Annotated in this window: 20 protein-coding genes; 18 read left to right on the top strand and 2 right to left on the bottom strand. The window is 64.6% G+C overall.

Going from position 1 to position 24,107, the window contains the following annotated elements; genetic code table 11:
* Nucleotides 1-93: 93 nt before the first annotated feature.
* A complete protein-coding gene (locus AB4Y42_RS19340) occupies nt 94-585 on the top strand; it encodes an Lrp/AsnC family transcriptional regulator (protein WP_028203286.1) in 492 nt (163 codons plus the stop codon).
* 58 nt (nt 586-643) lie between these two features.
* Here the strand turns inward: AB4Y42_RS19340 and AB4Y42_RS19345 are convergent, their stop codons facing one another.
* On the bottom strand, nt 644-1,168 hold the full coding sequence (locus AB4Y42_RS19345; RefSeq protein ID WP_368689514.1) for a class IV adenylate cyclase: 525 nt from the start codon (nt 1,166-1,168) through the stop codon (nt 644-646).
* 205 nt (nt 1,169-1,373) lie between these two features.
* A complete protein-coding gene (locus AB4Y42_RS19350) occupies nt 1,374-2,261 on the bottom strand; it encodes a LysR family transcriptional regulator (protein WP_368695034.1) in 888 nt (295 codons plus the stop codon).
* 112 nt (nt 2,262-2,373) lie between these two features.
* Here AB4Y42_RS19350 and AB4Y42_RS19355 point away from each other — a divergent pair, with 112 nt between their 5' ends.
* From AB4Y42_RS19355 to AB4Y42_RS19435, 17 genes are all read left to right on the top strand, one after another.
* Nucleotides 2,374-3,897, top strand: coding sequence for a CoA-acylating methylmalonate-semialdehyde dehydrogenase (locus tag AB4Y42_RS19355; protein WP_368695035.1), 1,524 nt, complete (start codon nt 2,374-2,376; stop codon nt 3,895-3,897).
* A gap of 115 nt (nt 3,898-4,012) precedes the next feature.
* Nucleotides 4,013-5,716 (top strand): GMC family oxidoreductase, encoded by a 1,704-nt coding sequence (locus tag AB4Y42_RS19360; protein ID WP_368695036.1) that lies wholly within the window; start codon nt 4,013-4,015, stop codon nt 5,714-5,716.
* 370 nt (nt 5,717-6,086) lie between these two features.
* Nucleotides 6,087-6,866, top strand: a complete 780-nt coding sequence (locus AB4Y42_RS19365; protein ID WP_028203291.1) for an ABC transporter ATP-binding protein — start codon at nt 6,087-6,089, stop codon at nt 6,864-6,866.
* Complete coding sequence (locus AB4Y42_RS19370; protein ID WP_368689518.1) at nt 6,863-7,633, top strand: ABC transporter ATP-binding protein; 771 nt, start codon at nt 6,863-6,865, stop codon at nt 7,631-7,633. Before AB4Y42_RS19365 ends, AB4Y42_RS19370 begins: the two co-directional genes overlap by 4 nt.
* Nucleotides 7,634-7,742: 109 nt before the next feature.
* Entirely contained in the window at nt 7,743-8,960 is a 1,218-nt protein-coding gene (locus AB4Y42_RS19375; protein WP_069264469.1) for an ABC transporter substrate-binding protein, read from the top strand.
* Between the two features lie 109 nt (nt 8,961-9,069).
* Nucleotides 9,070-9,954: a branched-chain amino acid ABC transporter permease gene (locus AB4Y42_RS19380; RefSeq protein ID WP_368695037.1), complete on the top strand. Its 885-nt coding sequence runs from the start codon at nt 9,070-9,072 to the stop codon at nt 9,952-9,954.
* Nucleotides 9,954-10,925, top strand: coding sequence for a branched-chain amino acid ABC transporter permease (locus tag AB4Y42_RS19385; protein WP_368689583.1), 972 nt, complete (start codon nt 9,954-9,956; stop codon nt 10,923-10,925). Before AB4Y42_RS19380 ends, AB4Y42_RS19385 begins: the two co-directional genes overlap by 1 nt.
* 692 nt (nt 10,926-11,617) lie before the next feature.
* On the top strand, nt 11,618-12,784 hold the full coding sequence (locus AB4Y42_RS19390) for an ABC transporter substrate-binding protein (RefSeq protein WP_368695038.1): 1,167 nt from the start codon (nt 11,618-11,620) through the stop codon (nt 12,782-12,784).
* A 304-nt stretch (nt 12,785-13,088) separates the two neighbouring features.
* Nucleotides 13,089-14,258 (top strand): ABC transporter substrate-binding protein, encoded by a 1,170-nt coding sequence (locus AB4Y42_RS19395; protein ID WP_368689520.1) that lies wholly within the window; start codon nt 13,089-13,091, stop codon nt 14,256-14,258.
* A gap of 260 nt (nt 14,259-14,518) precedes the next feature.
* Nucleotides 14,519-15,574, top strand: coding sequence for a branched-chain amino acid ABC transporter permease (locus AB4Y42_RS19400; protein ID WP_368689521.1), 1,056 nt, complete (start codon nt 14,519-14,521; stop codon nt 15,572-15,574).
* Nucleotides 15,575-15,578: 4 nt separating this feature from the next.
* Nucleotides 15,579-17,366: an ATP-binding cassette domain-containing protein gene (locus tag AB4Y42_RS19405; protein WP_368695039.1), complete on the top strand. Its 1,788-nt coding sequence runs from the start codon at nt 15,579-15,581 to the stop codon at nt 17,364-17,366.
* On the top strand, nt 17,363-18,112 hold the full coding sequence (locus AB4Y42_RS19410; RefSeq protein WP_368695040.1) for an ABC transporter ATP-binding protein: 750 nt from the start codon (nt 17,363-17,365) through the stop codon (nt 18,110-18,112). The genes AB4Y42_RS19405 and AB4Y42_RS19410 overlap by 4 nt, the downstream gene beginning before the upstream one ends.
* Nucleotides 18,113-18,307: 195 nt before the next feature.
* Nucleotides 18,308-20,275, top strand: coding sequence for a tRNA uridine-5-carboxymethylaminomethyl(34) synthesis enzyme MnmG (mnmG, locus tag AB4Y42_RS19415; protein ID WP_368695041.1), 1,968 nt, complete (start codon nt 18,308-18,310; stop codon nt 20,273-20,275).
* On the top strand, nt 20,272-20,970 hold the full coding sequence (rsmG, locus tag AB4Y42_RS19420; protein ID WP_368695042.1) for a 16S rRNA (guanine(527)-N(7))-methyltransferase RsmG: 699 nt from the start codon (nt 20,272-20,274) through the stop codon (nt 20,968-20,970). The genes mnmG and rsmG overlap by 4 nt, the downstream gene beginning before the upstream one ends.
* 97 nt (nt 20,971-21,067) lie before the next feature.
* Entirely contained in the window at nt 21,068-21,838 is a 771-nt protein-coding gene (locus AB4Y42_RS19425; protein WP_069264452.1) for a ParA family protein, read from the top strand.
* An 18-nt stretch (nt 21,839-21,856) separates the two neighbouring features.
* Entirely contained in the window at nt 21,857-22,744 is an 888-nt protein-coding gene (locus AB4Y42_RS19430) for a ParB/RepB/Spo0J family partition protein (protein ID WP_368689526.1), read from the top strand.
* Between the two features lie 94 nt (nt 22,745-22,838).
* Nucleotides 22,839-23,954, top strand: coding sequence for an SLC13 family permease (locus AB4Y42_RS19435; protein ID WP_368689584.1), 1,116 nt, complete (start codon nt 22,839-22,841; stop codon nt 23,952-23,954).
* Nucleotides 23,955-24,107 lie beyond the last annotated feature (153 nt).

Consider the following 24,107-nt stretch of genomic DNA (forward strand, 5'->3'; position numbering starts at 1 on the left):
GGTTGGCGCGCGGCATGTGCGCGTACTCCATGGGATGCGGCTGGTGTATGCAATAATCGAGCGCAACATTGTTACTTAATGCGGATTTTATTCATGCTTGAACTCGACCATTTCGATCTGGCGCTGCTCGACGTACTGCAGCGCTTTGGCCGCGCCACCCATCAGCAGCTTGGCGAGCAGGTGCCGCTCTCGCCCTCGCAGATCGGCAGGCGGCTGCAGCGCCTCGAGGCGTCGGGGGTGATCGACGGCTATCGCGTGGTGCTGCGCCCCGAAAAACTCGGGCTGGGCGTGACCGCGTTCACGAGCCTCAAGCTCAAGCATCATGGGGATTCGATCATCGAGCAGTTCCAGCAGCAGATCGACGTGCTGCCCGAAGTGCTCGAATGCCACGCCGTGGTGGGGGACGCCGATTATTTGCTGCGCATCGTCGCGCCCGATCTGAACGCGCTCTCGACCTTCGTCATGAAGAAGCTCATGCGCGTGCCAGGCGTGGACAGCGTGCGCTCGAACATCGTGCTCACCACGTTCAAGCGCAACGGGCCGCTGCCGCTCGGGCATCTGGAGCCGGGCGCGCCGGCGGCGTGAGTGGCATGGGAGGGAAGGCGTAGCGGGCCGCAAGGGCCCGCTTGGCCAATTTCAGATGTCAGGCCGCGTTGGCCGTATTGAGCAGATCCACGTAAGCTACCGCGACGAGATCGCTTTCGTCCACGCCGAGCTTCGCGAACATCGCGTGCGCTTCGGCTTCGCCGCCTTGCTCGTCGTCCTCGGGGCCGAGTACCACTTCCAGTTCGACGAAGTCGCCGAGACCATCCACGCGGTCCAGGTGGATGCGCGTGCGGCCAGCCAGATACACGTGGCGCTCCTTCGAGACGATGCCGCGCGTGGTGAGCGCCGTGGCGAGCAGCGAGTGCATGGCCTCGGCATTCGTGACGGGGCTGCGCGTGTAGTACGAGGCCTTCGGGCCGTCGCGGTCGTCGCGCTGATAGAAGATCAGCTCGGGCGGCGTGCCGTCGTCGAACTGGCGCAGCTTCAGGCGGCCGCGCGGTACGTCATAGAAGAAGTCCTGCTGGCGAAAGATCAGCGGCGCTTCGGTGGCGAGCTGGGAAGCGCGATCGCGCAGGGCGTCGAATTGACGGGCGCGGGCTTTGATTTCGATGTTGCGGGCCATGCAAGGCTCCTGTCGAACGAAGAGAACAAGGGGAACGATGGGAGAAGCGGGAAACGCGCCGCGCAGGGTGAACACACCCGTGGGCGTGCCGAAAACGCGGAGCGAATTCCCAATCTATCAAAACTTGTGTGACAGCGCTGTTACGCGACCAGGTCGGCGCTTACGTCAGACATGAACGGCGCACGTGCCTCTTCATGAGCGCGGCTCATATCGCCCACTGCGTTTCGATCGCCTTGAGCGCCGCCGCGATGGTGGGCTCGTCGCGCCGCGCGGCGAGCGTGACGAAGGTGAGTTCCGTGGGCACCGTCACGCCTTCGACGATGGTGAGCCCGTGCGCGTGCGCTTCGGCGAGGGCCGTGGAATCGCGTGCCAGCGTGAGGCCCACGCCCGACTTCACGAGATCGAGCATCGACGGCTCCTGGTCCACCTCGGCCACCTTCACCGGCCTCGCGTGCGCGGCCTCGAAGAGTGTGGTGAGCAGGCGATTGTGCGCGGAGGCGGGCGGAGTCCAGATCCACGGCAGCGCGGCAAGTGCGCGCCAGTCGTGCGCATCCTTGACGCGGTCCTTCCAGCCCGCGGGCGCGAGCACACGGTACTGGAAGCGCGTGAGCGTGATGGCGTGGAAGGTGTCGGGGTCGGGGGCGGGCTGGCCGATGTAGTAGCCCACGTCGAGCTCGCGCGAGCGCACCTGGTCGAGCACCCAGCCCGACATGCCGTGGCGCAGCGCCGTTTCGATCTGCGGCCAGGTTTCGACGAGCTGGCGCAGAAAGCCGCCGAGGCGCAGGAATGCCGGATCGAGAATCGTGCCGATACGCAAGCGCCCGCGGACTTCGTGCCGCAGTGCAGCAGCGGCGCGCTGCACGTCGCCGGCGGCGGCGAGCGCGCGTTCGGCGTGTGGCAGCAGCGCCTGGCCGTCGCGCGTGAGCGCGAGGCCGTGCGAGGTGCGCGTGAAGAGCGTGACGCCCAGCGCCTCCTGCAGATGCTTGATCTGCAGGCTCACGGCCGGCTGCGTGAGATGCAGATGGGTCGCCGCGCGCGTGAGGTTGCCCTCGCGCGCGACCGTGACAAACGCTCGGAGCAAGGTCAGGTCCATATCCTGATATTAAACCGCCTTATATCGCTGTTGAGCATTAATCATTGGATCGCGCCGACGCCAGGCGATTACGCTAGTTAGATCGAGGCTTCACGACAAAAGAGGCACACCCATGGGCGAGACACATCAGAACGAAGCCGGCGTACGCATGCTGACCCACTTCGTCAACGGCAAGCCGCTGGCTGGAACGAGCGAGCGTCATGGCGACGTCTTCAATCCGGCATTCGGCAAAGTGAGCGCGCGCGTGCCGCTCGCCACCGTGGCGGAGGTCGACGCCGCCGTTGCCGCCGCGCAGGCCGCCTTTCCCGCGTGGGCGGAGATGGCGCCCATCAAGCGCGCGCGCATCCTCTTCAAGTTCAAGGATCTGCTCGACCAGCATCACGACGAACTCGCCGAACTCATTACGCGCGAACACGGCAAGGTGTTCTCCGACGCGAAGGGCGAGGTGATGCGCGGCATCGAGGTGGTCGAGTTCGCGTGCGGCATTCCCAATCTGCTGAAGACCGATTTCACCGACCAGATCGGCGGCGGCATCGACAACTGGAATCTGCGCCAGCCGCTGGGCGTCGTGGCGGGCATCACACCGTTCAACTTCCCGATGATGGTGCCGTGCTGGATGTTCCCGATCGCGCTCGCCTGCGGCAACACGTTCGTGCTGAAGCCTTCGGAGCGCGATCCTTCCGCTTCGGTGCGGCTTGCCGAACTGCTCAAGGAAGCCGGGCTGCCCGACGGCGTGTTCAACGTCGTGCACGGCGACAAGGTGGCCGTTGATGCGCTGCTGGCGCATCCCGACGTCACCGCGCTGTCGTTCGTCGGCTCGACGCCGATCGCCGAGTACATCTACACGGAAGGCACGAAGCACGGCAAGCGCGTGCAGGCGCTGGGGGGCGCCAAGAATCACCTCGTCGTGATGCCCGACGCCGATCTCGACCAGGCCGTCGATGCGCTGATCGGCGCGGCCTACGGCTCGGCCGGCGAGCGCTGCATGGCGATTTCGGTGGCGGTGGCCGTGGGCCATATCGCCGACGAACTCGTCGAGCATCTCACGCCGCGCGTGAAGGCGCTGCAGATCGGCAGCGGCATGGACGGCGCCTCGGAAATGGGGCCGCTCGTCACGGGCGTGCATCGCGCGAAAGTTCAGGGCTATATCGAGGCGGGCGTGGCGGCGGGCGCAAAGCTCGTCGTGGACGGGCGCGGCCACAAGGTGGACGGTCACGAGGACGGCTTCTTCCTCGGCGGCACGCTGTTCGACGACGTGAAAACCGACATGACGATCTACAAGGAAGAGATCTTCGGTCCGGTGCTGTCGGTCGTGCGCGTGCCCGATTTCGCCAGCGCCGTCGAGTTGATCAACGCGCACGAATTCGCCAACGGCGTGTCGTGCTACACCTCGGACGGCGGCGTCGCGCGCGCCTTCTCGCGCCAGATCAAGGTGGGGATGGTGGGCATCAACGTGCCGATTCCGGTGCCGATGGCGTGGCACTCGTTCGGCGGCTGGAAGCGCTCGCTGTTCGGCGATCACCACGCCTACGGCGAGGAAGGCGTGCGCTTCTACACGCGTTACAAGAGCATCATGCAGCGCTGGCCCGACAGCATCGCCAAGGGCGCGGAATTCACCATGCCCGTGGCGAAGTAGGCGAGCGGGAACCGGGCGGTTCGACAGGAATCCGAAGCGTTCGATGCCGCCCGGCGCAGCAATCGCAGTTCAAAAAATACAACATGAAGAGAGCAGTCATCGCTGGAGACACATCATGCCTGCACCGAGTGAAGCCCAGGCCGCGCGCCGCCTCGAAGGCGAATTCGACTACGTGATCGTTGGTGCGGGCACCGCGGGCTGTGTGCTCGCCAATCGCCTGACCGAAGACGCGGACGTCTCCGTGCTGCTCATCGAGGCGGGCGGCAAGGACGACTATCACTGGATCCACATTCCCGTGGGCTACCTGTACTGCATCGGCAATCCGCGCACGGACTGGCTCTACAAGACCGCCGCCGAAAAAGGCCTCAACGGCCGCTCGCTCTCGTACCCGCGCGGGCGTGTGCTGGGCGGCTCGTCGTCGATCAACGGCATGATCTACATGCGTGGCCAGCGCGAAGACTACGACAACTGGGCGCGCGAGACCGGCGATGCCGGCTGGTCGTGGGACAGCGTGCTGCCCGTGTTCCGCCGCAGCGAAGACCATCACGGTGGCGCGAGCGAGTTTCACGGCGCGGGCGGCCAATGGCGCGTGGAGAAGCAGCGCCTGCGCTGGCAGATTCTCGAGTCGTTCGCGCACGCCGCGCAGGAGCAGGGCATTGCCGCCACCGACGACTTCAATCGCGGCGACAACAGCGGCGTGGGCTATTTCGAGGTGAACCAGAAGCGCGGTGTGCGCTGGAATGCGTCGAAGGCGTTCTTGCGTGTGGCAATGAAGCGGCCCAACCTCACGGTCGTCACCGGTGCGCTCACCCAGCGGGTGATATTCGAAGGAAAGCGCTGCGTGGGCGTGGAGTATCGCGGCGACGTCGACTACGTCGCGCGGGCACGTTGTGAAGTGATCCTGAGCGCCGGTGCCGTGAATTCGCCGCAATTGCTCGAGCTTTCCGGCATCGGCGACGCTGCGCGGCTCGCGCAGCTCGGTATTGGCGTCGTGCAGGATCTGCGCGGCGTGGGCGAGAATCTCCAGGACCACCTGCAATTGCGCATGGCGTTTCGCGTGAGCGGCGTGCGTACGCTCAACACGGCCTCCGCGCACTGGTGGGGCAAGCTGATGATCGGCATGCAGTACGCGTTCTTCCAGAGCGGGCCCATGTCGATGGCGCCCTCGCAGCTCGGCGCGTTCGCGAAGTCGGACCCGAGCGATCCCGCGCTCACGCGGGCCGACCTCCAGTATCACGTGCAGCCGCTTTCGCTCGACCGCTTCGGCGAGCCGCTGCATCGCTTCAACGCGTTCACGGCCTCGGTGTGCAATCTGCGGCCCACGTCGCGCGGCAGTATTCATGCCGTTTCGGCTGACCCGTCGCAGGCGCCCGTGATCGCGCCCAATTATCTTGCGACCGATCACGACCTGCGCGTTGCGGCCAACTCGATCCGGCTCACGCGGCGCATCGCGGCTTCTGGCGCGCTCGCGCGCTACCAGCCGCACGAGATCCTGCCGGGGCTCGCGTTTCAGACCGAGGAGCAGCTGCGCGAGGCGGCCGGCAACGTCGGCACGACGATCTTTCATCCGGTCGGCACCTGCCGCATGGGCCGCGCGGACGACCCCGACGCCGTGGTCGACGCGCGCCTGCGGGTGCGCGGTGTGGAGGGCCTGCGTGTGGTGGACGCCTCGGTCATGCCGACCATTACTTCGGGAAACACGAATTCGCCGACGCTGATGATTGCGGAGCGCGCCGCCGAGATGCTGCGCGCCGACCGCCGCGAGGGCGCGCGTGCGCAAACGGAGGCCGCCGCCGGTGCAACGCTGACGACCGCCTGAGGGCATGGAGCGGCGCGCAAGATAGCGTCGATTCGAAGACTATTTGGGACGCGAGCGGAAGCGCTTCCGCTCGCGTGTTTCTGTACGTCTGTGAGCTACAGGTTGGCGGCGATCGTGCGCCTAACGTGTGCGCATCTTTCATCGTACTGTCGTCAACTGCCGGGTGTAATGTTCGCTGTCCTTGTGGCGCTCCCTTAAGTGCAAATCCCAATGATTGCGCTGCATCATTGGCGAGACAATGACGCGAAAGTCGGCAGGCGCGCGTTGCGCGCATCGGGAGGCGCGCCGCCACGTCCGCGCCGGACCTCATCGTGCACCACGCGTCACGGACGGTCTGCAGTGTTACGCCTTACCACGCTCGGAAGGGGACATGATTCTCGGCGACACGATTCTGGAGACGCGCGACCTCACGAAACAGTTCAAGGGCTTCACGGCCGTGAACGGCGTGAACCTGCGCGTGTGCCGCGGCTCGATCCATGCGCTGATCGGACCGAACGGCGCAGGCAAGACCACCTGCTTCAATCTCCTCACCAAATTCCTCGTGCCCAGCGCGGGGCGCATCGTCTTCAACGGCATCGACATCACGCATGAGCGGCCGGCGCAGATCGCGCGGCGCGGCATCATCCGCTCGTTCCAGATTTCGGCTGTGTTTCCGCACCTCACGGCGCTCCAGAACGTGCGCGTGGGGCTGCAGCGCTCGCTCGGCACTGCGTACCACTTCTGGAAGAGCGAACGCACGCTCGCGGAGCTCAACGACCGCGCGATGGATCTGCTCACGCAGGTGGGCCTCACCGATTTCGCCGACGTGCCCACGGTCGAGCTCGCCTACGGCCGCAAGCGCGCGCTGGAAATCGCCACGACGCTGGCGATGGAGCCCGAACTGATGCTGCTCGACGAACCGACCCAGGGCATGGGTCACGAAGATGTGGACCGCGTGACGGCGCTCATCAAGAAGGTATCGAGCGGTCGCACGATCCTCATGGTCGAGCACAACATGAACGTGATCGCCGGCATCTCCGACACCATCACGGTGCTCCAGCGCGGCGAGGTGCTCGCCGAAGGCAGCTACGCCGAAGTCTCGAAGAATCCGCTCGTCGCCGAGGCCTATATGGGCAGTGCGGACGCGGCGCTCACGGGGGCGCACGCGTGAATACGGTCACCGAACGCGAAACGACTGCGGCCGCCGGCGCGACCGAGAGCGCGAAGGCGCTCGAGATTGCGGGGCTGCAGGCGTGGTATGGCGAGTCGCACATCCTGCACGGTGTCGATCTGTCCGTCGGGCGCGGCGAGGTCGTGACACTGCTCGGGCGCAACGGCGCGGGGCGCACGACGACGCTGCGCGCGATCATGGGGCTCACCGGCCGGCGCACGGGCTCGATCCGGATTGGCGGGCGCGAGACCATCCAGATGCCCACCTATCGCATCGCGCACTGCGGCGTGGGGTATTGCCCCGAGGAGCGCGGCATTTTCGCGAGTCTCTCGTGCGAAGAGAATCTGCTCCTGCCGCCGCACATCGGGGCGAAAGGGGCGAAGTTGGCGGAGGGCATGTCGCTCGACGAGATTTACGCGATGTTTCCCAATCTCGCCGAACGGCGCAACAGCCAGGGCACGCGGCTTTCCGGCGGCGAGCAGCAGATGCTGGCCGTGGCGCGCATCCTGCGCACGGGCGCGAACCTGCTGCTGCTCGACGAGATATCCGAAGGTCTCGCGCCGGTGATCGTGCAAACGCTCGCGCGCATGATCCTCACGCTCAAGTCGCGCGGCTACACGATCGTGATGGTCGAGCAGAATTTCCGTTTTGCGGCGCCGCTCGCGGACCGCTTTTACGTGATGGAGCACGGGCGCATCGTCGAGCATTTCGGCACTGCCGAGCTCGAGGGGAAGATGCCGGTGCTGCACGACCTGCTGGGCGTTTAATTTTCGGTTCTGGTTTGCTGCGCGACGCAACCGTGCCGCGCGAATCGCTTTGCCTCCAGCGTTCATGGAGTGTTCCTGAATAATTACGCAACCAAGGAAGGAGACTGCAATGAAGAAAACCACGTTCGCGCGGCTCGCGGGCCTTTTTGCCGCCTCGGCAGCTGCGATGGCGTTCAGCGCGGGGAGCGCGCAGGCCGCCGACGACGCGGTGAAGATCGGCTTCATCACGGACATGTCCGGCCTCTACGCCGACGACGACGGCCAGGGCGGCCTCACGGCGATCAAGATGGCGGTCGCGGACTTCGGCGGCAAGGTGCTCGGCAAGCCGATCCAGATCGAGTACGCCGATCACCAGAACAAGGCCGACATCGCCGCTTCGAAGGCGCGCGAATGGTTCGACCGTGACGGGCTCACCATGCTGCTCGGCGGCACGAACTCGGCAACGGCGCTGGCGATGAACCAGGTCGCGCAAGAGAAGAAGAAGGTGTACTTCAACACGGGCGCGGGCACGGACGCCCTGACGAACGAGCAGTGCACGCCGTACACGGTCCACTACGGCTACGACACGGTCGCGCTCGCGAAGGGCACGGGCCTCGCGGTGCTCAAGCAGGGCGGCAAGAGCTGGTTCTTCCTGACCGCCGATTACGCGTTCGGCAAGTCGCTCGAGAAGAACACCGCGGACGTCGTGAAGGCGAACGGCGGCCAGGTGCTCGGCGAAGTGCGCCATCCGCTCTCGGCGTCGGACTTCTCGTCGTTCCTGCTGCAGGCACAAGCCTCGAAGGCGCAGATCCTCGGCCTCGCGAATGCGGGCGGCGACACGGTCAACGCGATCAAGGCCGCGAAGGAATTCGGCATCAACAAGACGATGAAGACCGCGGCGCTGCTGATGTTCCTGCCTGACGTACACAGCCTCGGGCTCGACACCACGCAGGGCCTCGTGCTGACGACCGGCTGGTACTGGGACCAGAACGACGACACGCGCAAGTGGGCGCAGCGCTACTTCGACCAGACGAAGAAGATGCCGTCGGAACTGCAGGCGGCTGACTATTCAGCGGTGACGAATTATCTGAAGGCGGTGCAGGCGGCCGGCACGACGGACTCCGACAAGGTCATGGAGCAACTCAAGAAGACCAAGGTCAACGACTTCTATACCAAGGGCGGCTACATCCGCCAGGACGGCGTGCTGATCCACGACATGTATCTCGTCGAGGTGAAGAAGCCGTCGGAGTCGAAGAAGCCGTGGGACTACTACAAGGTGCTGCAGACGATCCCGGGTGAGCAGGCCTATACGACGAAGCAGGAGAGCAAGTGCGCGCTGTGGAAGTAAGCGCGCGCGCGTAAATGCTGCAGTCGGATGCCGCGCCCGGCGCCCCGAGGTGGGTGCGCCGGGCGCGGCATGATTGTGTAATCCGTTAATGCGTCAATGGGCGGCTCTCATGACGATTTTTGGCATTCCGCTTCCGGCAATGCTGAGCCAGTTGCTACTCGGGCTCGTGAACGGCTCGTTCTACGCGATCCTGAGCCTCGGTCTCGCGGTGATCTTCGGCATGCTCAACGTGATCAACTTCGCCCACGGCGCGTTGTTCATGCTGGGCGCGATGCTCACGTGGATGGGGCTCGCGTACTTCGATCTGCCGTACTGGGTGATGCTCGTCGTCGCTCCACTCGTGGTCGGCCTGTTCGGTGTCTTGATCGAGCGCTCCATGCTGCGCTGGCTCTACCGGCTCGATCATCTGTACGGACTCCTGCTCACTTTCGGCCTCACGCTCGTGGTGGAGGGCGTATTCCGTTCGATCTACGGTTCGTCGGGCCAGCCCTATGATGTGCCCGACCTGCTCGCCGGCGCGACCAATCTCGGCTTCATGTATCTGCCCAACTATCGCGCCTGGGTGGTGGTGGCTTCGCTTGCCGTGTGTTTCGCGACCTGGTTCGTGATCGAAAAGACACGCCTTGGCGCGTATCTGCGCGCGGGCACCGAGAACCCCAAGCTCGTCGAGGCGTTCGGCATCAACGTGCCGCTCATGATCACGTTCACCTACGGCTTCGGCGTCGCACTCGCGGCGTTCGCGGGCGTGCTCGCCGCGCCCGTGATCCAGGTGTCGCCGCTCATGGGCCAGCCGATGATCATCACCGTGTTCGCCGTGGTCGTGATCGGCGGCATGGGCTCGATCATGGGCTCGATCCTCACCGGCCTCATGCTCGGCGTGATCGAAGGCTTCACGCGGGTTTTCTGGCCCGAGGCCTCCGCGACCGTGGTGTTCGTGATTATGGCGATCGTGCTGCTGATTCGCCCCGCTGGTCTCTTCGGCAAGGAACGATGATGCAAAGAAAAGCGCTCTATGGTTTGTTGCTGCTCGGGTTGATCGTCGCGCCGTTTGCCGGCGCCTATCCGCTCTTCGTGATGAAGGTGCTGTGCTTCGCCCTGTTCGCCGCGGCGTTCAACCTGCTGATCGGCTACACGGGCCTGCTCTCGTTCGGCCACGCGATGTTTCTGGCGAGCGCGGGCTATACGGCCGGCTATGCGATCCAGTCGCTCAATTTCACGCCCGAGGTGGGCGTGCTCGCTGGCACGGTGGTGGCCACGGTCCTCGGGCTCGTGGTCGGCATCTTCGCGATTCGCCGGCAGGGCATCTACTTCTCGATGGTCACGCTCGCGCTCGCGCAGATGGTCTACTTCGTGTTCCTGCAGGCCCCGTTCACGCACGGCGAAGACGGTCTGCAAGGCGTGCCGCGCGGCAAGCTGTTCGGCGTACTCTCGCTCGGTTCCGATCTCACGCTGTACTACGTCGTGCTCGTCGTGATGGTGCTCGCGTTCGGTCTGATCGTGCGCATCGTGCATTCGCCGTTCGGGCAGGTGCTCGTGGCGATCAAGGAGAACGAACCGCGCGCCGTTTCGCTCGGCTACGACACCGACCGCTTCAAGCTGCTCGCGTTCGTGTTGTCGGCGGGGCTCGCGGGTCTGGCCGGCGCGCTCAAGGTACTGGTGCTCGGCTTCGAAACGCTCGGCGACGCGTACTGGACCATGTCCGGCCTCGTGATCCTCATGACGCTCGTGGGCGGCATGGGCACGCTGTTCGGGCCGCTGCTCGGCGCGACGCTGATCGTCGCGCTGGAGGACCGGCTGGGCGACATCGGCACGGCGCTCGCGAGAGGGACGGGTGTGGAGTGGTTCCGCTCACTCGGTGAGTCCACGACGATCGTCACGGGCCTCATCTTCATTGCCTGCGTGCTGGCGTTCCGGCGCGGCATCGTCGGCGAGATCGTGGCGCGCGTGCGACCCCTGCGCGCGTGACTGCCGGGTATGCCAGGACTGCTCTGGACTACGATAGAATGGTCGCCCGCCGGCCTGAGCTGGCATAGCCCGCGCAAAGATGTCGCGTTGCGGCATGCCGAGGCGGCCCGCCGTGCGACAAACCTGTGTAGCAACGCCCCATTTCGGTGCCGCACTGCACCACTAGGGTAAATGCTAGTTGCTGCAGAGGGGGGTGAAGTTTAAAGTTGCACCTAGTTCTGATGCACCGAATTTGCAGGTGGAGAACGAGGAGACAACTGAGGCACCAAGTGCCCGGACAAGGAAGCGCTGTTGGATGAGAGTCCAACAGCGCTTTTTATATTTCTGCGCGCCTGTTTTCAACGACGAGCCGATTACATTTTATCCGCTGCGAGGCGTTCGACTTACGCACCTTCGCACGCGTCGATTATCCCTTCCCAAATTACGCAAATCAGGCCACGCGGCCGGCTTCGCCCGCTGCACAAGCGTTTGCACATTACGCAAAGCGAGCGCGGAATCCTGCTCACTGTAAGCAAATGGAAAGCGCTTGCCATCTGAATACGCAGACCGCTACACTCGCCAATCACCGACCATGCGGTCAGCATTTTTGCGTTGATTTCCCGCAGCCGATTATCGATTTGCGTATGAGGTAATCGGCCGCGGTGCGCCACAAATCCGTAGCAATAAAGAAAACGAATATCGAAGGAGTGGAGATGCAGTCGGTTTTGCGTTGGATGGGGGCGGCTTGCGTCGCGACCGGGGTGCTCGCGGCGACGGCCGGCGGGGCGTATGCAGATGTGAAGATCGGAGTGACGCTGTCGGCGACGGGGCCGGCTGCCTCGCTCGGGATTCCGGAAAAGAACACGGTTGCGCTGCTGCCGAAGGAAATCGCGGGCCAGAAAGTCGATTACATCGTGCTCGACGACGCCACGGATTCCACCCAGGCGGTGAAGAACGCGCGCAAGCTCACGAGCGAAGATCATGTCGACGCCTTGATCGGCTCGACTGTCGTGCCCAACTCGCTCGCCATGATCGACGTCGCCGCGGAAACGTCCACGCCGATGATCTCGATGGCCGCAGCGGCCTCGATCGTCGAGCCGATGGATGCCAGGCGCTCGTGGGTCTTCAAGACGCCGCAGAACGACGCGCTGATGGCCGGCGCCATCGCGCAGCACATGGCGGCGCACGGCGTGAAGACGGTGGCCTTCATCGGCTTCGCGGACGCCTATGGCGAGAGCTGGTACAAGGAATTCAGCGCAGCCGCTGCCAAACAGAACATCAAGGTCGTCGCGAACGAACGCTTCGCGCGTAACGATGCCTCGGTCACGGGCCAGGTGCTCAAGATGATCTCGCAGCACCCCGACGCCGTGCTCATCGCAGGCGCGGGCACGCCGGCCGCGCTGCCGCAGAAGACGCTCAAGGAGCGCGGCTACGCGGGCAAGTACTACCAGACCCACGGCGTGGCCAACAACGACTTCCTGCGCGTGTGCGGCAAGGACTGCGACGGCACCTGGCTGCCCGCCGGGCCGCTGCTCGTCGCCGATCAATTGCCGGATTCGAATCCCGTGAAGCAATCGGCGCTTGCGTATAAGGGAGCTTATGAAAAGGCCTATGGCGCAGGCTCGATCTCGACGTTCGGCGGTCATGCGTGGGACGCGGGCCTTTTGCTCCAGCAGGCGATTCCGGTCGCGCTGAAAGCGGGTCAGCCGGGCTCGAAGGCCTTCCGCGAAGCGCTGCGCGCCGCACTCGAAAACTCGCATGACGTGGCAGGCGCGCACGGCATCTTCAACATGAGCGCGACGGACCACGCGGGTCTCGACCAGCGTGCCCGCGTGATGGTGGAGATCGTCGGCGGCAAGTGGAAGCTCGCCGGCGATTGAGCGCCGGTTGAATGAAGCACGAAACACGAAAAAGGCACGCTCGATTGAGGTGCCTTTTTTGTTGCCATTGCAACAGATTCGCAGCAGCAGGGAAGGCAGTAAAGGCAGTGCAGCAGGCAGTCGATAAAAGGGAAAGCGCACCCACGCGCGCGGCGGCTTGTGCGGCGCCGCAGGCAGGGAAAACCATGCATTACACGCGCGATCCCGATTACTACACTCAAAGGCCGGCGCCGATTTACGAATATCCTAGTAATCGGCGCAGGATCAATCGACAACACGCAGACGAAGCGTTTGGAGACGCGCAATGAAAACGAAGAAGTGGGTTTTGAGCTCGATTAGTGCCGGACTCGCAGCGGCGCTGATGGGCACGGCGGGCATCGCCGCCGCGCAGGTGAAGATTGGCGTGACGCTCTCGGCAACGGGGCCGGCCGCGTCGCTCGGCATTCCCGAGAAGAACACCATCGCGCTGCTGCCCAAGGAGATTGCAGGCAAGAGCGTGCAGTACATCGTGCTCGACGACGCCTCGGACACGAGCAAGGCCGTGCAGAACACGCACAAGCTGATCGACGAAGACCACGTGGACGCGATCATCGGTTCGTCGGTCACGCCGAACTCGCTCGCCATGCTCGACGTCGTCGCGCAGGGCAAGACGCCGATGATCTCGCTCGCCGCGTCCGCTGCGATCGTCGAACCGGTCGAGGGGAAGCGCCAGTGGGCTTTCAAGACACCGCAGAACGACAGCCTGATGGCCGACGCGCTCGCGAGCTACATGGAGAAGCAGGGCGTGAAGACGGTGGGCTTCATCGGCTTCACCGACGCCTACGGCGACAGCTGGCTCAAGGAATTCACCAGCGCGGCCGGAAAGCACAACCTCAAGATCGTGGCGAACGAGCGCTATAACCGCACCGACTCGTCGGTGACGGGCCAGGCGCTCAAGCTGATGTCGGCGAACCCCGATGCGATCCTGATCGCCGGCTCGGGCACGCCCGCGGCGCTGCCCGCGACCACGCTCAAGGATCGCGGCTACAAAGGCAAGATCTATCAGACGCACGGCGTGGCGAACAACGACTTCCTGCGCGTCTGCGGCAAGGACTGCGAAGGCGAGCTGCTGCCCGCAGGCCCGATTCTGGTGGCCGACCAGCTGCCCGATTCGAACCCCGTGAAGAAGTCGGCGCTGGCCTACAAGACGGCCTATGAGAAGGCCTATGGCGTCGGCACGGTGGCGACCTTCGGCGGTCATGCGTGGGACGCTGGGCAGCTGCTCCAGCGCGCCATTCCGGTCGCGCTGAAGGCAGGCCAGCCGGGCACCGAGGCGTTCCGCGTGGCGCTGCGCGCCGCGCTCGAAAGCTCGCAGGACGTGGCGGGCGCGCACGGCATCTTCAACATGAGCGCGACGGATCATGCGGGCCTCGACCAGCGCGCGCGCGTGATCGTCGAGATCGTCAACAACAAGTGGAAGCTGCAGGGCGAATAACGTGCGGCGCACGGGAAAGCGCCGCGCGCTTTCCCGTGAAACCCACGCGCGTGTCACGGCGTCATTCTGGCCACTGACAATCGAGATCAAGCAAGATCAAGCGAGATCAAGCATGAGCGGTGTGCGGCGTCGTCGCTGCGCACCGGCTTTTCGCACATGAAGTCCGAACCGCGCCTGTGACGGTTCACTCACGCCAGCATTGCCGTTGTTTCGACGTCTTAGTTTTTCCGGGTTCCAGAAAGTTTCAGGAAGAGGGGAGTATGGATTTATCGATCGCCGCGATCCTCGCGCAGGACGGCATCACCACCGGTGCGATCTATGCGCTGCTAGCGCTCGCCCTGGTGCTGGTGTTCTCCGTCACGCGGGTGATCTTCATTCCGCAGGGCGAATTCGTTTCATATGGCGCGCTCACGCTCGCCGCGCTGCAATCGCAGAAGTTTCCGGCCACCTGCTGGCTGCTCGTCGCGCTCGGCGCGGCGTGCTTCGTGGTCGAGACCGCCGGACTCGTGCGTCACGCCGAACGCAGGCGCCATGCAGCGCGCACACTCGTGACGCTTGCGGGCAAGTATCTGCTCTTTCCCATCGCGCTCTATGCGGTGACGCGCGGCGTAGCGAGCCAGCAGCTACCCATGCTCGTACAGATCGCGCTCACGCTCGCGATCGTCGTACCGATGGGGCCGTTCATCTATCGCCTCGCGTACGAGCCCATCGCCGAGGCGACCACGCTGCTGCTGCTGATCGTCGCGGTGGCCGTGCACTTCGCGATGGTAGGCCTCGGGCTCGTGATGTTCGGCGCGGAAGGTTCGCGCACGAACGCGTTTTCCGACGCCACGTTCAACATCGGCAGCCTGTCGATCTCGGGCCAAAGCCTCTGGGTGATCGGCACGGCCGCCGTGCTGATCGTCGCGCTGTATCTCTATTTCGATCGCACGATCTCGGGCAAGGCGCTGCGCGCGACCTCGGTGAACCGGCTCGGCGCGCGGCTCGTCGGCATCGGCACCACGCAGGCCGGCCGGCTCGCGTTCACGCTCGCCGCAGGCCTCGGCGCGCTGTGCGGCATTCTCGTCTCGCCGCTCACCACCATCTACTACGACTCGGGCTTCCTGATCGGCCTCAAGGGCTTCGTGGGCGCCATTATCGGCGGCCTGGTGAGCTATCCGCTGGCTGCGGCAGGTTCTGTGTTCGTGGGCCTGCTGGAGTCGTACTCGTCGTTCTGGGCGAGCTCTTACAAGGAAGTGATCGTGTTCACGCTGATCATCCCCGTGCTGCTGTGGCGCTCGCTCTCGACGCCGCACGCCGAAGAGGAAGAGGAGTGACGCGATGAAACGATTCGTCATGCACAACCGCTTCTTCTGGCTGTTCCTCGTGGTGATCTTCGCGTTGCCGGTGCTGCCGCATCCGGTGCACGTGCCCGAGTACTGGATCACGCTGCTCAACTACATCGGCCTGTATTCGATCGTCGCGATCGGGCTCGTGCTGCTCACCGGCATCGGCGGGATGACGAGCTTCGGGCAGGCCGCGTTCGTCGGGCTCGGTGCTTACGCGACCGCCTATCTGACGACGCAGTACGGCGTTTCGCCGTGGCTCGCGCTGATCGTCGGCGTGGTGATCACGGGGCTCGTGGCGCTCGTTCTGGGGCTCGTGACGATGCGTCTGTCGGGCCACTTCCTGCCGCTCGGCACGATCGCCTGGGGCCTCGCGCTGTTCTTCCTGTTCGGCAACCTCGACATGCTTGGCAAGTACGACGGCATCAACGGCATTCCCGTGCTGAACGTGCTGGGCATCGACCTCGAATCGGGCCGCCATATCTACTACCTGATCTGGGTCGTGGTGCTAGCGTCCGTAGTGTCGGTTCAGAACCTGCTTAATAGCCGCATGGGGCGGGCGATTCGCGCGCTGCGCGGCGGCGGCTTGATGGCCGAGGCCATGGGCGTGAACACCGGCTGGATGCGTGTGGTGATCTTCGTCTATGCGGCCGTGCTCGCGGCCGTTTCGGGCTTCCTGTACGCGCATCTGCAGCGTGCGGTGAACCCGACGCCGTTCGGTCTGAATCACGGCATCGAGTATCTCTTCATGGCCGTGGTGGGCGGCGTGGCGCACGTCTGGGGCGCGGTGCTGGGCGCGGCGATTCTCACCGTGCTGCAGGACTGGCTGCAAACGCTGCTGCCGAAGCTGCTCGGCGAGAACGGCAACTTCGAGATCATCGTGTTCGGCATTCTGATGGTGCTGCTGCTGCAATACGCTCGCCGCGGCGTCTGGCCGTTCGTGGCGCGCTTCTTCCCGCGCGGTCCGCGGGCGCATGTGCCCGAGCACGCCGAGGCTTTGCCGCAGCGCAGCAAGCCGACCACCGGCGAAATGCTGCTTACCGTGAACAAGGCGCGCAAGCAGTTCGGCGGCCTCGTGGCCGTGAACGACGTGAGCTTCGAAGTGAAGGCGGGGCAGATCATCGGCCTGATCGGTCCCAACGGCGCGGGCAAGTCGACGACCTTCAATCTCGTGACCGGCGTGCTCCAACCGACCAGCGGCGAGATCACGTTCCGCGGCGAGCGCATCGATCGCCTCACTTCACGTGAAATCGTCGCGCGCGGCATTGGCCGCACGTTCCAGCACGTCAAGTTGCTGCCGACGATGACGGTGCTCGAGAACGTCGCCATCGGTGCGCATCTGCGGGGTCGCGCGGGCGTGCTGCGCAGCGTGGCCAAACTCAATGCCACGGAAGAGGGCAGGCTCATGAGCGAGGCCGCAAAGCAGATCCGTCGAGTGGGCCTCGAACAGCATATGTATGACGAAGCGGGCAGCCTCGCGCTCGGTCAGCAACGCATCCTCGAGATCGCCCGCGCGCTGTGCTGCGATCCGACCTTGCTGCTGCTCGACGAGCCTGCGGCTGGCCTGCGTTACAAGGAAAAGCAACAGTTGGCGGCATTGCTGCGCAAGCTGAGAGAAGACGGGATGAGCGTGCTGCTGGTCGAACACGACATGGATTTCGTGATGAATCTCACCGACCGCCTCGTGGTGATGGAGTTCGGCACGCGTATCGCGGAAGGTTTGCCGCAAGAGGTGCAGAAGGATCCGGCCGTTCTGGAAGCGTATCTGGGCGGGGTGGAATGATGACGACTCCCGTACTGGAAGTTTCCGGACTCGCCGTTCGCTACGGCAAGATCGAGGCGCTGCACAAGGCGGCGATCAGGGTGGGCGCGGGGCAGATCGTCTCCGTGATCGGTCCCAACGGCGCGGGCAAGTCCACGCTGCTCAACGCCATCATGGGCGCGCTGCCCGTGACGGGACATGCGAGCGGCCGCATCGCTTATATGGGCGAGGAGATCGGCGCGCTGCCGATCGAGCGACGCGTGGCGCGCGGCATGTGTCTCGTGCCGGAAAAGCGCGAGTTGTTCGCCTCGATGACGGTGGAGGACAACCTCGTGCTCGGCGCGTATCGCCGCAAGCGCGCCGGTGAGCGTAATTTCCTCGACCAGCTCGAACCCGTTTTCGCGCTGTTTCCGCGCTTGAAGGAGCGCCGGGCGCAGGCGGCCGGTACGCTCTCGGGCGGCGAGCGGCAGATGCTTGCAGTCGGCCGCGCATTGATGGGCAAGCCCGATCTGCTGATGCTCGACGAGCCGAGCCTGGGTCTCGCGCCGCTGATCGTGAAGGAAATCTTCCACATCATCAGTGCGCTGAGGCAAACCGGCGTCGCGACGCTGCTCATCGAGCAGAACGCGCGCGCCGCGCTGCAGATTTCCGATTACGGCTACGTGCTGGAAACCGGCGACCTGGCGCTCGAAGGGCCAGCAGGGGAGTTGGCGCAGAACCCACGCGTGATCGAAACGTATCTCGGGTTGGCCAAGAAGCCGGTCTGACTTCGTCTATTGCTGTAGAAATGAGCGGTGTGTTTCACGTGAAACACGCCGCTTTTTTTTGTTCAACACGGGCCGCGTCCGGGAACAAAATTCGGGTGTGAACGGCCGAAAACCCGAAACCGTTATAATTCGCGGATACCATTTTTTTCTGAGAAGGTTCACGCGGTCGTTTCCGTCCATGCGTGAGGTCCCGCCATGCTTTATCCCACAGAGTTTGACGTAATCGTCGTCGGCGGCGGTCACGCCGGAACCGAGGCTGCGCTTGCCGCCGCCCGCATGGGCGTCAAGACGCTCCTGCTCACGCACAACATCGAAACGCTCGGCCAGATGAGCTGCAATCCGTCGATTGGCGGCATTGGCAAGGGCCACCTGGTCAAGGAAGTCGATGCGCTCGGCGGCGCCATGGCCGCGGCGACGGACGAGGGCGGGATCCAGTTCCGCATCCTCAATTCGTCCAAGGGCCCGGCAGTTCGGGCGACGCGCGCACAGGCCGACCGCATTCTTTATAAGGCGGCGATCCGCCGGCGCCTCGAGAATCAGCCGAATCTGTGGCTGTTCCAGCAGGCCGTGGAAGACTTGATGGTCGAGGGCGACCGCGTCGTGGGCGCCGTCACGCAGGTGGGCATCCGCTTCCGCAGCCGGGCAGTCGTGCTGACGGCGGGGACGTTCCTCGACGGCAAGATCCACGTGGGCCTGAACAACTACACGGGCGGCCGCGCTGGCGACCCTGCTGCCGTGACGCTCTCGTCGCGCCTGAAAGAGCTGAAGCTGCCGCAGGGCCGCCTCAAGACGGGCACGCCGCCGCGTATCGACGGCCGCACGATCGACTTCTCGGTGCTCGAAGAGCAGCCGGGCGACCTCGATCCAGTGCCGGTGTTCTCGTTTCTCGGCCGCGCCGAGCAGCATCCGCGCCAGATTCCGTGCTGGGTCACGCACACGAACGAGCGCACCCACGATATTATCCGCGGCGGTCTCGACCGCTCGCCGATGTACACGGGCGTGATCGAAGGGGTAGGACCGCGCTATTGCCCGTCGATCGAGGACAAGATTCATCGCTTCGCGTCGAAGGAGTCGCATCAGATCTTCCTCGAACCGGAAGGCCTGACGACGAACGAGTTCTACCCGAACGGCATCTCCACGAGCCTGCCGTTCGATGTGCAGCTCGAGCTCGTGCACTCGATGCGCGGCCTCGAGCACGCGCACATCCTGCGTCCGGGCTACGCGATCGAATACGACTACTTCGACCCGCGCGGCCTCAAGGCTTCGCTCGAAACCAAGGTCATCAACGGCTTGTTTTTTGCGGGCCAGATCAACGGCACCACAGGCTATGAAGAGGCGGCAGCACAGGGCTTGCTCGCCGGCATGAACGCAGGCCTGCAGGTGCAGGGCAAGGACGCATGGTGCCCGCGCCGCGATCAGGCGTACCTCGGCGTGCTGGTCGACGATCTGGTGACGCGTGGTGTTTCCGAGCCGTATCGCATGTTCACGAGCCGAGCCGAATACCGCTTGAGCCTGCGTGAAGACAACGCGGATATGCGTCTGACGGAGATCGGTCGCGAGCTGGGTGTGATTGATGACGTTCGTTGGGACGCGTTCTGCCGCAAGCGCGATGCTGTTTCACGTGAAACAGAGCGTTTGAAGGCGACGTGGGTGAACCCCAAGACGCTTTCGGCTGAAGAAGCGACGGCACTGCTTGGCAAGTCGATCGACCGCGAATACAACCTTGCGGACCTGCTGCGCCGCCCGGGCGTGAGTTACGACGGCGTGTGCGGTCTGCGCGAAGGCGCTTGCGCGCCGGAAACTCCGCTCGCCGACGACGAGGTTCTGCTCGCCCAAATCAAGGAGCAGATCGAAATCGGCATCAAATATCAGGGCTATATCGATCGCCAGGCCGACGAGATCGAGCGCAATGGCGCACAAGAAAATACCCGTCTGCCCGAAGGCATCGACTACGCGGAAGTGCGCGGTCTTTCGTTCGAAGCGCGCCAGAAGCTGAGCCAGTTCCGCCCTGAGACGATCGGCCAGGCGTCGCGCATTTCGGGCATTACGCCCGCCGCTATTTCATTGCTGATGGTGCACCTCAAGCGTGGCCTCGGCCGCCGTCGCCAGAATCCAGGCGCTGCTGACGAAAGCGGCACCGACTCGACGCCGGTGGCGCAATGACGGGCCGCTCGAGGCAACCCGGTATTGCGGACCGCGACGCGCTGGCTCGTCTGCTGAAAGAGGGCGCCGAGGCACTGGGTGTCGAACTCAGCGAACGGCAGCACGAGCAGTTGCTCGACTACGTTACGCTGCTCGCGAAGTGGAACGCCGTGTATAACCTCACGGCGATCCGCGATCCGCGTCAGATGCTGATCCAGCATATTCTCGATTCGCTCTCGATCGTGCCGCATCTGCCGACGCGCGCCGAAGCAACGGTGCTCGATGTCGGCTCCGGCGGTGGACTGCCCGGCATCGTGCTCGCAATTGTGCGCCCGGACTGGCAGGTCACGCTCAACGATATCGTGCAGAAGAAGTCGGCGTTCCAGTCGCAGGCGAAGGCTGAACTCGGACTCGCGAACCTCTCGGTGGTGACCGGCCGGGTCGAATCGCTGCGTCCCGGCGTCGAAGTACCGAAAAAATTCGATTTGATCGTGTCTCGGGCATTCGCGGATCTCGCCGATTTCGTTACACTGGCCCGTCATCTCGTTGCCGACGGTGGCGCGATCTGGGCCATGAAGGGTGTGCACCCCGAAGACGAGATCGAGCGCCTGCCGGCGGGCACCCGGGCGCTGAATACAATCCGCCTGAGCGTGCCGATGCTCGATGCGGAGCGCCACTTGATCGAAGTGTCGGTTGAGTCGGTCGCAGCGGCCTGAACCGGTCCTGCGATGGCCAATCAGCCGAATGGTGCGCGAAGCAGTTGCGTCATAACGTCAGCAAACTACTTAAGGCAGTAAAAGGGACACACAAAAGATGGCAAAAATCTTCTGCGTTGCGAACCAGAAGGGCGGTGTCGGCAAGACGACGACAACGGTCAATCTCGCCGCGAGCCTCGCATCGCAGGGACAACGTGTCCTTCTCATCGACCTCGACCCACAGGGCAACGCCACGATGGGCAGCGGCATCGACAAGGCCGCGTGCGAGAACACGGTGTACGAGGTGCTTGTCGACGGCGTCACGGTGAACGCCGCGCGCACGCGGCCGGAGCAGGTCGGCTACGACGTGCTGCCGGCCAATCGCGAGCTGGCCGGCGCCGAGGTCGAACTGGTGACGGTCGAACAGCGCGAGCGGCGCCTGAAGGCTGCGCTCGCCGAAGTCGACGCCGACTACGACTTCGTACTCATCGACTGCCCGCCGGCGCTTTCGCTGCTCACGCTCAACGGCTTGTGTGCCGCCCATGGCGTGGTGATCCCGATGCAGTGCGAATACTTCGCGCTCGAAGGCCTTTCGGATCTCATCAATACGATCAAGCAGGTCCACGCGAACATGAATCGCGACCTGAAGGTGATCGGCCTTCTGCGCGTGATGTTCGACCCGCGCATCACGCTGCAGCAGCAGGTTTCCGAGCAGTTGAAAGAGCACTTCGGCGACAAGGTCTTTGACGCCGTGATCCCGCGCAACGTCCGCCTCGCCGAAGCACCCAGCTACGGCTTGCCGGGTGTGGTGTTCGATCGCGCCTCGCGCGGCGCACAGGCCTACGTGCAGTTCGGCGCGGAAATGATCGAGCGCGTGCGCGCACTCTGACGAGACTGGGGAAGCACGATGAATGCAGTAGCACGGAAGAAGGGGCTGGGCCGGGGGCTGGAGGCATTGCTCGGCGGCAGCGCGGACATCACCGAGGCGGTGAAGATCGACGGCGCGCCCAACACGCTGCCGCTGACGCAGATGCAGGCCGGCAAGTACCAGCCGCGCACGCGCATGGACGAGGGCGCGCTCCAGGAACTGGCCGCGAGCATTCGAGCGCAGGGTCTGATGCAACCGATTCTCGTGCGCCCGGTTGCGACGGGGCGCTACGAAATCATCGCGGGCGAGCGACGCTTCCGTGCTGCGCACATCGCCGGCCTGACCGAAGTGCCGGTGCTCGTGAAGGACGTGCCCGACCAGGCCGCCGCCGCGATGGCGCTGATCGAGAACATCCAGCGCGAGGACCTGAATCCGCTGGAAGAGGCGCAGGGCATCCAGCGCCTGCTCGACGAGTTCAGCTTCACGCACGAGCAGGCGGCCGAGTCGGTGGGACGCTCGCGCAGCGCGGTGTCGAACCTGCTGCGTCTGCTCAACCTCGCGGCGCCCGTGCAGACCATGCTGCTGGCCGGCGATCTCGACATGGGCCACGCCCGCGCATTGCTCGCCGTGGATGCCGCCACGCAGATCCAGCTCGCCAACCAGGTAGTCAACAAGCGGATGTCGGTGCGTGAAACGGAAAAACTCGTTTCGGCCACCACGAAGGCCGCACCGGCGGTGAAGGCGAAGGCCGCGCACGACGGCGGGCGCGACACGCGCCGCCTCGAAGAGGAGTTGTCGGACCTGCTCGCCGCATCGGTGAAGATCAAGCTTGGCCGACGCGGGCGAGGGCAGCTCACGGTCGACTTCGGCGACCTCGACGCGCTCGACGGCATCCTGCTGCGCCTGCGCGGCGAGACGGCGGCGTGATGGGCACGATGGGCACGATGCGCGCCGCCGTGGCTAACGCACGCGCCGGCGCATAAAGCCGGTGCGCGAATCGGAGCAGGGCGCGCGCGAGCCCTTGAGCCTGCTGCGCCGCATCGGCGCATTCGCCGTTTCGGAACCGGTGCTCGCGATCCTCGTCGTGGCGTTCGTGGCGTTGCAGATTTACGCGCCTCGCCCCATCGCCTCGCTGCCCGCACTCGTCGACTGGCAAACGGTGATGACCCTCGCGGGCCTACTCATTCTGACGAAGGGTATCGAATATTCAGGACTGCTGACCTGGCTCGCGCACAAGCTCGTCCACCACATTCACTCGGAGCGCGGGCTCGCGTTGCTGCTCGTCGCGCTGGCCGCGGTGCTGGCGATGATCGTGACCAACGATGTGGCGCTTTTCGTCGTGGTGCCGCTCGTGCTGTCGCTGCACAAGCTCACGCCGCTGCCGCTCAAACGGCTCGTGATCGTCATCGCGCTTGCCGTGAACGCGGGTTCGGTGCTCACGCCGCTCGGCAACCCGCAGAACCTGTTTCTCTGGCAGGTGAGCGGGGTCTCGTTCGGACACTTCGTCGTGGGGCTCTCGCCGCTTTGCGCGTTGCTCATGGCGATGCTCATCCTGCTCTCCGCGTTTCTTTTCAAGGCCACACCGCTCGATCTCTCGAAAGACGCCGCGCCGCAGCGCGTCGATCGCGCATTGGCGAGCGTGGCGGCCCTGCTCTTCGTCGCGTTCGTGCTGCTCGCCGATGCACATCACGCAGGCGTCGCGCTGGCCGCCGTCGCCGCGGGCTTCGTGATCTGGCGCATTCGCATCGTGCTCAAGATCGACTGGCTGCTGCTGCTGATCTTCGTGCTGATGTTCATCGTCCTGCGCAGCGTGGCCGCGCTGCCCGCTATCCATCACGCGCTGACGTCGCTGTCGCTGCAAACGCCGATGCGCGCCTTTGCCGCAGGCGCGGTGCTGTCGCAAGTTATTAGCAATGTTCCGGCCGCCATTGTGCTCGCGGGCTTCACGCACGACTGGCGCGCGCTCGCGTTTGGCGTGAGCGTGGGCGGCTTCGGGGTCGCCATCGGCTCGCTGGCGAATCTCATCGCCGTGCGTCTGTCCGGCCAGCGCGGCGTGTGGATGCTGTTTCACCTGATCGCCGTGCCGTTCTGGATCGTGGCCTTTTTGGGCGGCGCGCTGCTGCTGCATCTGTTCTGACGGCACCCCGTCCCACATCCTGGCGCATAGCCCGGGTTGCGCGCCAGATGGCCTCAAAATTACCTGGTCATCCTGATGATTGCGCCTTGCCTGCTACGCCCCTTACAGTTACCGGTCACACCCTCGCGGCGCTGAGTTTTCCGCATCATGAAG

This window comes from Paraburkholderia sp. EG286B (genome assembly GCF_040965655.1).
Lineage (GTDB): Bacteria > Pseudomonadota > Gammaproteobacteria > Burkholderiales > Burkholderiaceae > Paraburkholderia.

Bases quoted from the DNA above. Each gene is read 5' to 3' on its own strand.
- AB4Y42_RS19390 (WP_368695038.1), top strand. From the start codon at position 11,618: ATGCAGTCGGTTTTGCGTTGGATGGGGGCGGCTTGCGTCGCGACCGGG.
- AB4Y42_RS19405 (WP_368695039.1), top strand. From the start codon at position 15,579: ATGAAACGATTCGTCATGCACAACCGCTTCTTCTGGCTGTTCCTCGTG.
- AB4Y42_RS19380 (WP_368695037.1), top strand. From the start codon at position 9,070: ATGACGATTTTTGGCATTCCGCTTCCGGCAATGCTGAGCCAGTTGCTA.
- AB4Y42_RS19355 (WP_368695035.1), top strand. From the start codon at position 2,374: ATGGGCGAGACACATCAGAACGAAGCCGGCGTACGCATGCTGACCCAC.
- AB4Y42_RS19425 (WP_069264452.1), top strand. From the start codon at position 21,068: ATGGCAAAAATCTTCTGCGTTGCGAACCAGAAGGGCGGTGTCGGCAAG.
- AB4Y42_RS19375 (WP_069264469.1), top strand. From the start codon at position 7,743: ATGAAGAAAACCACGTTCGCGCGGCTCGCGGGCCTTTTTGCCGCCTCG.
- mnmG (WP_368695041.1), top strand. From the start codon at position 18,308: ATGCTTTATCCCACAGAGTTTGACGTAATCGTCGTCGGCGGCGGTCAC.
- AB4Y42_RS19410 (WP_368695040.1), top strand. From the start codon at position 17,363: ATGATGACGACTCCCGTACTGGAAGTTTCCGGACTCGCCGTTCGCTAC.
- AB4Y42_RS19400 (WP_368689521.1), top strand. From the start codon at position 14,519: ATGGATTTATCGATCGCCGCGATCCTCGCGCAGGACGGCATCACCACC.
- AB4Y42_RS19350 (WP_368695034.1), bottom strand. From the start codon at position 2,261: ATGGACCTGACCTTGCTCCGAGCGTTTGTCACGGTCGCGCGCGAGGGC.
- AB4Y42_RS19345 (WP_368689514.1), bottom strand. From the start codon at position 1,168: ATGGCCCGCAACATCGAAATCAAAGCCCGCGCCCGTCAATTCGACGCC.
- AB4Y42_RS19430 (WP_368689526.1), top strand. From the start codon at position 21,857: ATGAATGCAGTAGCACGGAAGAAGGGGCTGGGCCGGGGGCTGGAGGCA.
- rsmG (WP_368695042.1), top strand. From the start codon at position 20,272: ATGACGGGCCGCTCGAGGCAACCCGGTATTGCGGACCGCGACGCGCTG.
- AB4Y42_RS19365 (WP_028203291.1), top strand. From the start codon at position 6,087: ATGATTCTCGGCGACACGATTCTGGAGACGCGCGACCTCACGAAACAG.
- AB4Y42_RS19340 (WP_028203286.1), top strand. From the start codon at position 94: ATGCTTGAACTCGACCATTTCGATCTGGCGCTGCTCGACGTACTGCAG.
- AB4Y42_RS19385 (WP_368689583.1), top strand. From the start codon at position 9,954: ATGCAAAGAAAAGCGCTCTATGGTTTGTTGCTGCTCGGGTTGATCGTC.
- AB4Y42_RS19395 (WP_368689520.1), top strand. From the start codon at position 13,089: ATGAAAACGAAGAAGTGGGTTTTGAGCTCGATTAGTGCCGGACTCGCA.
- AB4Y42_RS19360 (WP_368695036.1), top strand. From the start codon at position 4,013: ATGCCTGCACCGAGTGAAGCCCAGGCCGCGCGCCGCCTCGAAGGCGAA.